The organism is Vibrio sp. 2CM40D (genome assembly GCF_023161825.1).
GTDB classification, from domain to species: domain Bacteria; phylum Pseudomonadota; class Gammaproteobacteria; order Enterobacterales; family Vibrionaceae; genus Vibrio; species Vibrio alginolyticus.
In genome coordinates, this window is the sequence record NZ_JALNTL010000020.1 from 24,308 (window position 1) to 35,706 (window position 11,399).

Sequence of the window (11,399 nt, forward strand, 5' to 3'; positions counted from 1 at the left end):
GAGGGGCTCTTTTCACACAGACTGTGTAATTTACTTTGCGCCACGACGCGCTTTCAGGCGCTTCACCATAGCAAGACGACGCTCTGCCGACCCTTGGTCTGTTGCCGACTGGTTCGGATTATTACGACGACCTTGACGATTCTTGAATGCTGGTTTTGAGTGCAGCTTTTCAATGTAAGATTCACGCTGTTTTGGTTCATAGCCAGCAAGCTCAATACGGCGAATTCGCTGCTGGATTAGATTTTCAACCTGAACAACCGTGAGTTCTTCATCTCGATTTACAAATGAAACGGCATGACCTTGTTTACCTGCACGGCCTGTACGACCAATTCGGTGAACGTAATCTTCCGCTAGGAAAGGCATGTCATAGTTCACAACGTGAGGTAAATCTTCAATATCTAGACCTCGAGCAGCGACATCGGTAGCCACCATGACACGTGCTTTACCGGACTTGAACTCTTCTAACGCACGACGACGAGCACTTTGAGCACGGTCACCATGACAAACCACCGCTTTGATACCATCAAGTTTCAGCTCTTTTACAACGTCGTTTGCGGTCTCTTTGTAGTTCACAAATACCAACACTTGTTTCCAGTTCTTACGACCAATCAGCTCCGAAAGCAGTTCCGTTTTTCGCTCTTGATCAACTGGATATAACACGTGAGCAACTGTCTGTGCTGTCGTATTCGCTCGCTCAACTTCAATACGCTTAGGCTTACGCAGGATATCTTTTGCTAACAGATTTAGTTGGCTCGAAGTCGTTGCTGAAAACATCATAATTTGCGGATCAGTATCCACATCTAGCATGATCTTACGTACTGCGTGAATAAAGCCCATGTCCAAGATACGGTCTGCTTCATCAAACACTAAAAACTCTAAGTGTGCGACCGAGACATTACCTTGTTCAATGTGCTCTTCCAATCGACCGGGTGTAGCCACTAGGATATCTACACCGTTTTCTAATGCCGTTACTTGAGAAGACATTTTACGGCCACCGAAAATCGCAGCCACCGACAGGTTCGTGTACTTCGTGTAAGCTTTGATGTTGTCAGCAATTTGTTCAGCAAGCTCGCGAGTTGGAGCCAAGATAAGTGCGCGAGCAGTCTTACGAGAAGCGCTACGGTTACTGTCTAGCAACTGCTGAATCATAGGCAGAGAAAACGCAGCCGTTTTACCAGTACCTGTTTGTGCTGTAGCGAAAATATCATGGCCTTTGCGAGCCATTGGAATCGCCTTCTGTTGAATTGGCGTTAACTTTTCATAACCGCATTCTGCCAGTGCTTTAACCACTTCTGGCGCAAAACCTTGAGATGAAAATGACATTGAGCGTATTCCTTAAACAAACCACTAAAAATAGCTTTAAAAATTTAGCCGTGCACTATACCCGAATTTGAGTGATTTATCTCACTTTTCTCATTGAAATCCTACAAAAGAAAAAACGGTGAGCACAGATATATTAGTGGTTCACCGTTTTCGTTTAACCTTTGCGCGATTTAATGTTTGATGCCAGATAACTGAAGGAGAATTCGCTCAAGCTCATCCCATGGCAACAGCTGAGAATCTATCACTTCTAATCGTGATTCAAAGCCTTCTAAGCTGATTTCATTCACCGACACGACTCGGTTGGCAACATTAAACGCGTAACAACCTTGATCCGTATTGACCACCGCTTTAACACGTTCAGCCGTTAAGTCCGAAAGCATAGAGAAAAGCTTTTCAAAATCAAACTTATACTCTGCCCCAAACAACCACCCACAACTAAAATAACCCTGCCCTTTGTTCTCTTTGCGCACAAAGGCTTCACCAGGCGCCAACTGGAATTGAGGCTCTTGATGAGCGTGGTCATGATGATGTGACTCGATATGGGAAGAAGCGCTGCCGTAAACACGCTCGATATCCAAGACTTCTATCGGTAACTCACCGTCATGAATAAGCTTACTGAATACTTTTGAAGGGGATTGGTCCGTCACCCAGTCATTAAACACATCAATGTCGTGGCTGGAACATAGGTCAACCTTATTACCAATAACCACATCTGCACTGTCTAACTGGTCCACGAAATTTTGGTTAGAAAGATATTTTTCATCACTTAAGTTACGCGGATCAACCAAGGCAATCGTCGCTTTAAGATCAACGTAAGGTTCATACTGCTGTGAGGTAAGCGTCGCGATAACCTGTTTGGGATGACCAAGGCCTGTCGGCTCAATCAATAAACGGTCCGGTTTTTGACGCAATAATGCGGTGATACCTACCGACATCGGCACACCCGCAGTGCAGCACATACAACCACCCGGCACTTCTTTAATCAGCGCTCCTTGGTCGGTCATCAATGCACCGTCGATGCCAATCTCACCAAATTCATTGACCAAAACCGCCCAGTTTTCTTTTTCCGGTTTGTTCTTCAGTAGATTTAAAATCGTGGTCGTTTTACCGACACCCAAAAATCCGGTCAGTATGTTGGTTGGTACTCGATTTGACATGCTTATCTCCGACACGTTAGTGCATTAATGCTCCAGCAAAGTATACGGAGAATGTGACTCGCTTCAACGCTTTTTATCGCACTCATCAAGCTCATTGCGTGATGCGTTGGCACACATTTTTCGAGCTTGTTTGGGTTGACTTATCAACTCTGAACGCTTCATATCAGACAGGTATCTACTGGTATAAATAACGCAAGTAAAAAACGCGATAATAGCGACTACGATGGGAAGAACTCCGAGCGTGTTTTCGAATTTAAGCGCAGCAATAGCCAACGCGAAAACAACGACAGAGATAAGTGCGATTGACTTACTTTTGTTGCTTTTCATAATAACTCGCCTTTCGTAAAGTTAGCCCCTAACACCTCCTGTACTAGAGGAATGCCAGTTTGAACAACATCCAACCTGACTATTCAATGCTACTCCTTTCGCTACTTGTGAAATTTGACAAAGCTAACATTTACTACAACATCAAACGACGAGCTTATTTTTATCTTTCAGACACTTACTGGATTTTAAAACACTTACTAGCAAATCGTTCCACCGCTTACCAGGATATCGCTATCATGGGCAATACAAACTTGCGCCACCAGCCTTAGCCCTTCGACTATCATGTCCAAAGACATAGAAGGCTGACTGCCATCTGCTGCTTGTTCTGGCAATAATGGAATATGAACAAACCCGTGACGAATCGGATTGTCTTTCAAGTAATGTTGGATCCCATAAAAGAGATGGTTACATACAAATGTTCCAGCACTGTTGGAAATCTGGCTAGGTATACCCTGCGTTTGCAACGTTTGCACAACACGCTTTATCGGTAGTGTCGAGAAGTAAGCATCAGGACCATCAGCCACCACGGGTTCATCAATCGGCTGATGACCAGCGTTATCTGGAATACGAAAATCATCGACATTAATTGCGACACGCTCTGGGGTTATCGCGCTACGCCCGGCCGCTTGACCTACAGTAATTACACAGTCTGGCTGGTGCGCTTCTATTGCTTCAATAACGACTTTCACCGAGTCATATCGAACTACGGGGACTGGGCAAGTAACTATCACACCTCCTTTTATGGCCGCGGCCTCTAATTGCTTGACCGCTTCTAAGGCGGGGTTAATGGCGTCACCACCAAAAGGTTCAAAACCGGTAATCAGGACTTTCTTCATAACAGCCTTTAGGAAAAGAGTTTCACAAATTATTGCACTCCCCTTCACCCCATCCAATAGCAAAAGTATTGATGAGATAAACCAGACAACATTATGTGACTCATGTCTAACCAGAGAGTGTTTTCTGCCTCATTGAATCTAGGCAAGTTCCGGACTATCGAGACTAACTTATTGATGATTAGTGGCAGGGCAAGGTTCTCTCATTACATGACGCACGTAGAAGCTTGGTTTCCACGCTTAACTTAGGTAGAGTACGCGACCGCAATGCAATTCGAAGAGATTGAATACAATGAATATTGATAACCATGTAATCGAAACGATTGAAGAGTTAGAGGCATTTCTGCATTTAGTAGAAAGCGGCGCTCTTGGCCTTGAAGGTGTCACTGGCGTTGCGCTAGCCACCTCTAATACCGATGGTCGTCCATTTGTTGCCGTATTAGGAGAAAAGCACCAATTGCTCCTTGGCCGCTGGGTTTCGCAGCACGTATATGACAATGGTAAAGACATCGTTCGTAACGGCCCAACCAGAAAACACTAAGCGCTCGACGCCACCTATAACATCACGCCGTCTTATACACCAAGCGTATGCTTTGAAAGCAATGCGCTTGGTGTACTCAAAAAATAAAAAAGAAAAGGCTAGCCTTTATTAATTTTGTCGGTATACTGCACATCAGCTCTTACGGAAAGAGCTATTAATGTAATTAAAGATCAAAGTTTCTCTCAGTTCCACATCGAATTCCTCGTTTACGTTCCTGCGACAAAATAGTTATCTCTAAAATCATATAGTAGCACTTGATATTAGCTAAAAATTCAATATTTAAAACAATCAAATATAGAGGTATCTATGTCTAATAAATTAACTGGTTCAGTAAAATGGTTCAACGAAACTAAAGGTTTTGGTTTTATTTCTCAAGACAATGGCGGTGATGACGTATTCGTTCACTTCCGTTCTATTGTTTCTGAAGGCTTCAAAACTCTTACTGAAGGCCAAAAAGTATCGTTCGTTGTTGAACAAGGTAACAAAGGTTTACAAGCAGCTGAAGTAACTGCACTGTAATTCTTTGTGTGGCATCAATGTTGTTGGTGCCACAATCCCCTTCCACTTGTTACTGCCCTTACTATTCTCTATCTAAGTTTATATAGCCAAATCACTTACCTCTCCCACACCATCATTAATCACTTTCAATAAAGTCACTTTGGTATACATCTTTAGGTAATCACACAACCTACCTTGCAATTCCAGTTTGGAATTAAATTAATCTCATTCATATCTGAATCACTTCGCCTCATGCTTTGCTCATAAAAATAAAGTTTATAAAATAAAAGCGATTGGCGAATATAAGAGAAAAAATGAAATTAAATATATCTGCTCAATCAATAAATTCTAATAACTACGAGCACATAATCCCTAGCTGAGAGGTTGAGTCAGCACTGAAATGTCATTACATGAAGCCATTTATCGGACAACACTTCATAGGGACAGCGTCTGGAGTCACATACTTCGCGGGATTTGTTGAGTTAGAGGAACCGAATCGAAGGTCTCATTCCTTTATCAAGTTTCCAAAATGGTGAGTTCGAATTTGATGTAGTCAAACAAAAAATTTCCAGCCAGAGCGCCACGTTTACTTTAGGGACCAAAGTGCACGTGTTGGTTAAAGACGCCGATTCGAGACAAAGAAAGATCATGTTCAACTTAAAAGACGCGGAACACGCGGTAGGTTAGCCTGTTTTAGGTTACTTTCTAATCCATTAATCAAAAATAAAAAATAAGCTTTTAATACCGCAATTAACTTGTGACATTTCGCTGACATCGACTCATTCTAAAACCCTAACATCTGACAAAGGAAACGAATCTAATTTTTGTTTCCAGACACCATCGCAGAGTGTATTTCCAGCACTCTGTTTGCCTCGAGAGGTTCTTATGACAGCCTAGGATCTCTCGAGGCTTTTTTGCACCTATTCAAACCACCTGATTCTACATCACAACTATTATCCCCTACACAAACTGTACTTTTTAACTAGTGCACTAGATCGCGAACTCTGATTTAAGCAACTGATCACACAACCACTTCTAAATTTTGGGTATAAAAGTATCAATACTTTCGTTAACTAGGATGTAAATAATGAAAAACTCGTTTGATCTCACTATGCCCAACGAAGAAGGATACTTTGGTGAATACGGTGGTAGCTTTGTTCCACCTGAGCTTGAACAAATCATGCATGACATCAACGCAGCTTATGAGGAATGCAGCAAAGATCCTGAATTTAAAGCGGAACTCGCTCGCCTATATAAGCACTTTGTTGGACGACCTAGCCCAATCTTCCATGCGGAAAACTTGTCTAAAAAATACGGAGCAGACATCTACCTAAAGCGCGAAGACTTAAACCATACAGGCGCACATAAAATTAACCACTGCTTAGGGGAAGCCATTCTCGCTAAAAAGATGGGTAAGAAGAAACTGATTGCTGAAACTGGCGCAGGGCAACACGGTGTTGCGCTTGCTACAGCCGCGGCATTGGTTGGCTTGAAATGCGATATTTACATGGGTGAAGTTGATATCGCCAAAGAGCATCCGAATGTCGTCCGCATGAGAATCCTTGGTGCTAATGTCATTCCTGCCACTCATGGGCGCAAAACCCTCAAAGAAGCGGTAGATTCTGCATTCGAAGCTTATCTGAAAGATCCTGATACACAACTTTATGCGATAGGCTCTGTCGTTGGCCCTCACCCATTCCCTAAAATGGTACGAGATTTCCAATCAATTATCGGTAACGAAGCACGAGTTCAATTCAAAGAAATGACCGGCAAGTTACCCAATAATCTCGTCGCATGCGTTGGAGGTGGTTCTAACGCGATGGGGCTATTTACTGCTTTCTTAGAGGATGAACAAGTCGCCATTCACGGCGTTGAACCTGCGGGCCGCTCTTTGCAAAAGGTTGGCGAGCATGCTGCAACACTCACACTCGGTGAGCCAGGTATCATGCACGGATTTAAGTCTTACATGCTTAAAGATGCGCAAGGCGAACCTCAGGAAGTGTACTCTGTAGCAAGTGGCTTGGATTACCCATCGGTTGGGCCTCAGCATAGTTACTTAAAAGACATTGGCCGTGTCAATTACGGCTCAATCAGTGATGACGAAGCGATTGATGCCTTCTTTGAGCTGTCTCGTGAAGAGGGAATAATCCCTGCTATTGAATCCTCACACGCTGTCGCTTACGCAATTAAACTCGCACAGCAAGGAGAAACCGGCTCGATTTTGATCAACTTATCAGGCCGTGGTGACAAAGACATTGATTTTGTCGTTGAACACTACGGCGCAAAATACGGCATTGAATCACTCATATAGCCTAACTCCGTAGCCTAACCCTACATGCAAAAAGCTACCTGGTACTAGGTAGCTTTTTGTTTTTGTCTACTATTTTAAGAAGCAAGTCCCTTTACTCACTGCTCTCACTATACCTTTAGAGCATAATTCGATTAACCGATAAGAGCTGGAATGCCTGGAAGCTGACCAACAATAGCAAGGGAGCCTGCACAAACGATAAACGCAGTGCCAGGAATCAGATATTTATCTTTGCGCGATAGTTCGTTAGCACGCTCATGGTCGCCGATAAGCCCGAGGTTATCCAACAGCATCGTGATTGCCCAACCGAAGACTGGATTAACGAATGCACAGGCAAAAATACAGATACCTGCACTGAGTGAATCTTTATGCTTATGGATCATCTGCATACCCGCTTCAAGGAGTGGTAAGAATACACCCACAATCAAAGCAACGCGCAGAACAGGTTCCCACATTGCTAGATCCATTGGGTAGCCAATTACCGCCGCCGCAATACACATGAAACCCGTCAACAGAGCGCCACCTGGAATAGGACGCTTGGCAATTGCGGCAGGAATCATGTACGTTCCCCAAGAAGAAGCTAGGTTTCCGCCCCCTAAGAGTGAACCAACCCCCTGACGAACAGATGCTCCGACCATCGTGTCGTCGACATCCATGAGTACACCTTTCGCTTCTTTTGGGTAGTTAAGTTCTTGAAACACACGATGGCCGAGATAATCAGGGGACCACATAGCGACTGCCAGTAGAGCAAATGGAGTCACGGCAATAAAGTGCTCTAGGGTTGGCCAGCCTAGCTGCCAGCCTGTATCTTCACCCCACCAGTAGAATGGACTGAAATTAGGCAGGCCCGGTTCTGTGGTAAAGGCAAACTCAGCGCCCATCAAATAAGCAACAATACCCGCGAGTGCAGAGCACAATGGGATAGCGAGCCAACGTTTATTGATCTTGGCTAAGTAAGCGTAAACCATAACGGTTAGGCCTATGACCACAAACGAAATGTAACCTTGGTCCGTACTTGCAGCCCACGCTTCCGTCTTATTAATTTGCCCGAGCAACCCAACAGCACCAAGGTAGATCAACAACCCTCCTCGAACCCCGATACCAGTCAGAGTCATGAGTTTAGAGCCACCTTTGGTTAAAGCGAGAATTAAACCAAAAACACATACCATCAAACCTAGCGCGAGAGGGTGCCCTCCTGCAGCTGCGATCATAGGAATCAGCGGTATCATTGGGCCATGGGTTCCCGCTAAGTTTGCATTCGGGTTTAGGATGGCAGAAAACAAGATGACGAACAGGGCTCCAGCGATAAGTAATTCGTAACGCACGTTTTCTGCAATGAATTCCGGAGATAAACCAAACTGAGCAGCAAAAGCGGAAACCATGGCAGTGACCATAACCACTTTACCAATGGTTGCTGCTAATGCCGGTACCCAGTCTTCGATTTCAATACTGTAATCACGTGAGGGCAAATGAATTCCCCAGCGACGGAAACTCATGACGGTTAAATCATGATTTAGAAAGTCTTCTCGGTTTTCAAATTCATGCGGTTTTTTGCGCACATCCTTGTAAAAAGTCTTACTTTTGTCAGACATTGAGTCATCCTTTTATGTTTCAACGTTGAACTACGTCAACTAGAGTTTCGCTTGGTAGACAGACCTTCGACCAATACGAGACAACACCCACATCAAACTTCTAGGCCATACTAAGAAAGCGGCATGAACCAATTTTGATTTTGAGCTTATTAAGCATGTGTTGCTATGGGTAGGAATATTAGACATTAGTAAAAGAACAACAAAAATCTCACTTATCACACAATGATTTAACATCAAGCTAGGGCGCTTGAACTTTTATGAGTCATTTTTGAGCAGAGAGCCAAGTAGAACGGCTAATTCCGATTTATACTTTCAAGGTAGAGAGCACTGTGCTCGCATCCATCGCAAAGTAACTATCGATATCTCTGCATTGTATACTTTGTTAAACTCCGCCCTTTAATGAGTAAGGCCCTTAAAAATGATGACTGACGAAGAGAGAATCGAGCTGCAACAGAACAATCCACTGCACGGGTTGAAGCTAGAGACTATGTTGCAAGAGTTAGTGGATTTTTACGGCTGGGACATTCTAGATACAGCAATGCGCTTTAATTGCTTTAACACTAAGCCTTCGATTGCAAGTAGCGTGAAGTATTTAAAGAAAACCGAATGGGCGAGAGAAAAATTAGAAAACTTTTACCTTTATCGCTTTAAGCGCATGCCACGCGCGAGCGAAGAAGAATACAACTTACCACCAAGAGCTCGTACGTTCCCTCATGGCCTTGAACCTAAAGAGCCAATGCCGCTAACCGTTGACTCTATTCTTAAGTCACAAGCCAAAGCAGCGTCTGCATTTAAAAAGCGTTCACCTCGCGGACGCCCTGCTCGTCGCCAATAACACTATCTTGAAAAGCAATAGAGCCCTACTGGTAGCTCCAGCAGGGCTCTATTGTTCTTTAAAGGAATGGCTAGAAGCGAAGACTCAAGCTAGTGAGCATTCCATTTCTCCAACAACTCCCGTAATTAAACTCACATGTAGTTTACGTTTTCTATTGATTACGCTTTTTCTTCTTTTTACCCGTACCTGCAGGCTTCGCTCGCGGCTTCATTGGTAAAAAGTAGGCTTCACTCTGATCGTCTTCCACTTCAAAACCGACTACCTGCTCGCGTTCAAGTTGAAACCTATTTTTCTTTTCTATCACTTTGAAATGGTGGTAGTCGTCGTAATCGATAAGAGATAACCCTAAACCTACTTCACCAGCACGACCACTACGACCGATTCGATGCATATAATCAGCAGGGCTACGCGGAAGATCGAAGTTAATCACCACTGGAAGTTTTTCTATATCAAGGCCGCGTGCTGCGATATCGGTGGCAATAAGAACTTGAATCTCGCCAGACTTAAAACCGTCAAGGACACGAGTACGAGCGCCCTGCCCTTTATCACCATGGAAAACTTCAGCGGTAATACCGCGTTTTGACAACTTTTGAGCTAAATGATTACAGGCATTCTTAGCATTCACAAAAATCAGAGTCTGTCGCCACTGATGCTGTTTGATTAAGTGCGCGAGTACCGCCGTCTTCTCACCTTTATTTACACTAAACACGCGCTGCACCAAAGTGCTGGCTTCTGCGCTCTGCAACTGAACTTCAACAGGATCGCGGAGCAACTGCTGAGCCAACGTCGTCACTTTATCAGGGAAAGTTGCAGAAAATAACAGCGTCTGTTTCTTCTCTGGGAGTAACGCAAGAATCTTATTCAGTTCTTCGGTAAATCCGAGGCTCAACATACGGTCGGCTTCGTCAAGAACAAGCGTTTTTACTTGGTCCAACTTAATCGCGTTACTGGATACCAGATCAAGTAATCGACCCGGCGTTGCAACAATGATGTCACAGCCACCACGAAGCGCCAGCATTTGTGGGTTCACCGATACACCACCAAATACGGCAACCGTTTTGATCTTATCTCTGAGATGGTATGAGTAAGATTTGACGTTATATGCCACCTGTGATGCCAACTCACGAGTTGGTACTAAAATCAGGTGGGAAACGAAGTTGCCACGGCGATTGTTTGATTCGTCTTGCTGAACAATTTTTTGCAAGATTGGCAGCGAAAAAGCAGCGGTTTTACCAGACCCCGTATTGGCACCACCAATAATATCTTTCCCTTCAAGGATATCAGGAATAGAACGGGATTGAATGGGCGTCGGTTGGCTGTATTCCAACGCTTCTAGTCGCTCGACTAATGTTGGAATCAGGCCAAGATCGGCAAATGTCGCTTGCTGTGTTTTATCTGTCATTACAAAGAGTGGCTCAGTGCTAGTAAAGGCCGTGTATCTTATGCTATTTCGCGTCTGGATGTTAGAAATAATGGGCCAAACAGAAGATTGGTGAAAGAAGCACTATAGGGTTCAGGAATTTCCTTTCACTAACATGAGTTAATGGTTTCGGTAACCAATACTCTACGACCAAGATGGTAGCGTTCGCGACGAATCTATTATCCACTTCGAAATTGATTTCAGCTCATTTGGGGTAGAAAAACGTTATAACATAACAGTTAATCTTTTCAATATTTACCTTTTTTGATTAAAGATAATTAGGGGAACATCATGAGCATGCAAGCACGGAAATTATATTCCGCGATTAGAAAAGTAACGCGTAGGTGAATCGCCATAGACCCGACGAAACATCGCGATAAAGTTGCTGGGCGTCGAATAACCCAAAGCATGTGCAACCGCTCCTACAGATTCCCCTCGAGCTATCATTTCTAATGAATGTATTAGCAGTACTTGTTGCCGCCATTCATTAAAACTCATGTTTAACTCACTTCGAATCAATCGTCTTAACGTCCGAGATGAGACTGCCCCAATATTGGCCCAATGC

Annotated in this window: 11 protein-coding genes and 1 pseudogene; 5 read left to right on the forward strand and 7 right to left on the reverse strand. The window is 43.9% G+C overall.

What is annotated here, in order from left to right; genetic code table 11:
• Positions 1 to 30 precede the first annotated feature (30 nt).
• The 4 genes from MTF70_RS23535 to pcp form a co-directional block, all read right to left on the reverse strand.
• Positions 31 to 1,323, reverse strand: coding sequence for a DEAD/DEAH box helicase (locus tag MTF70_RS23535; RefSeq protein ID WP_025768979.1), 1,293 nt, complete (start codon positions 1,321 to 1,323; stop codon positions 31 to 33).
• 170 nt (positions 1,324 to 1,493) lie between these two features.
• Entirely contained in the window at positions 1,494 to 2,480 is a 987-nt protein-coding gene (locus tag MTF70_RS23540) for a GTP-binding protein (RefSeq protein WP_054574376.1), read from the reverse strand.
• A 63-nt stretch (positions 2,481 to 2,543) separates the two neighbouring features.
• Positions 2,544 to 2,807 (reverse strand): hypothetical protein, encoded by a 264-nt coding sequence (locus MTF70_RS23545; RefSeq protein ID WP_054574377.1) that lies wholly within the window; start codon positions 2,805 to 2,807, stop codon positions 2,544 to 2,546.
• A gap of 197 nt (positions 2,808 to 3,004) precedes the next feature.
• Complete coding sequence (pcp, locus tag MTF70_RS23550) at positions 3,005 to 3,643, reverse strand: pyroglutamyl-peptidase I (RefSeq protein ID WP_054574378.1); 639 nt, start codon at positions 3,641 to 3,643, stop codon at positions 3,005 to 3,007.
• A gap of 289 nt (positions 3,644 to 3,932) precedes the next feature.
• On the opposite strand from pcp, the gene MTF70_RS23555 reads away from it, so the two are divergent.
• From MTF70_RS23555 to trpB, 4 genes and pseudogenes are all read left to right on the forward strand, one after another.
• Entirely contained in the window at positions 3,933 to 4,181 is a 249-nt protein-coding gene (locus tag MTF70_RS23555) for a hypothetical protein (RefSeq protein ID WP_005375646.1), read from the forward strand.
• Between the two features lie 306 nt (positions 4,182 to 4,487).
• Positions 4,488 to 4,700, forward strand: a complete 213-nt coding sequence (locus MTF70_RS23560) for a cold-shock protein (RefSeq protein WP_005375644.1) — start codon at positions 4,488 to 4,490, stop codon at positions 4,698 to 4,700.
• A gap of 353 nt (positions 4,701 to 5,053) precedes the next feature.
• Positions 5,054 to 5,366 (forward strand): annotated as a pseudogene (locus tag MTF70_RS24465) (S1 RNA-binding domain-containing protein); the annotation flags it as partial.
• 400 nt (positions 5,367 to 5,766) lie between these two features.
• Positions 5,767 to 6,990 carry a tryptophan synthase subunit beta gene (trpB, locus tag MTF70_RS23565; RefSeq protein WP_005375643.1) on the forward strand — a complete coding sequence of 408 codons (1,224 nt, stop codon included), beginning with the start codon at positions 5,767 to 5,769 and terminating at the stop codon, positions 6,988 to 6,990.
• A 131-nt stretch (positions 6,991 to 7,121) separates the two neighbouring features.
• Here the strand turns inward: trpB and MTF70_RS23570 are convergent, their stop codons facing one another.
• The gene (locus MTF70_RS23570; RefSeq protein WP_205461614.1) at positions 7,122 to 8,579 is read right to left on the reverse strand and encodes a DUF3360 domain-containing protein; all 1,458 of its coding nucleotides are present in this window, start codon (positions 8,577 to 8,579) and stop codon (positions 7,122 to 7,124) included.
• A gap of 418 nt (positions 8,580 to 8,997) precedes the next feature.
• Between MTF70_RS23570 and MTF70_RS23575 the strand changes: the two genes are divergently transcribed.
• Positions 8,998 to 9,414: a VF530 family DNA-binding protein gene (locus MTF70_RS23575; protein WP_005375544.1), complete on the forward strand. Its 417-nt coding sequence runs from the start codon at positions 8,998 to 9,000 to the stop codon at positions 9,412 to 9,414.
• 151 nt (positions 9,415 to 9,565) lie between these two features.
• Here MTF70_RS23575 and MTF70_RS23580 read toward each other — a convergent pair whose 3' ends face one another.
• On the reverse strand, positions 9,566 to 10,816 hold the full coding sequence (locus tag MTF70_RS23580; RefSeq protein WP_205461615.1) for a DEAD/DEAH box helicase: 1,251 nt from the start codon (positions 10,814 to 10,816) through the stop codon (positions 9,566 to 9,568).
• A gap of 330 nt (positions 10,817 to 11,146) precedes the next feature.
• The coding region (locus tag MTF70_RS23585; RefSeq protein WP_248394445.1) for a helix-turn-helix domain-containing protein at positions 11,147 to 11,399 on the reverse strand (253 nt) is incomplete at its 5' end.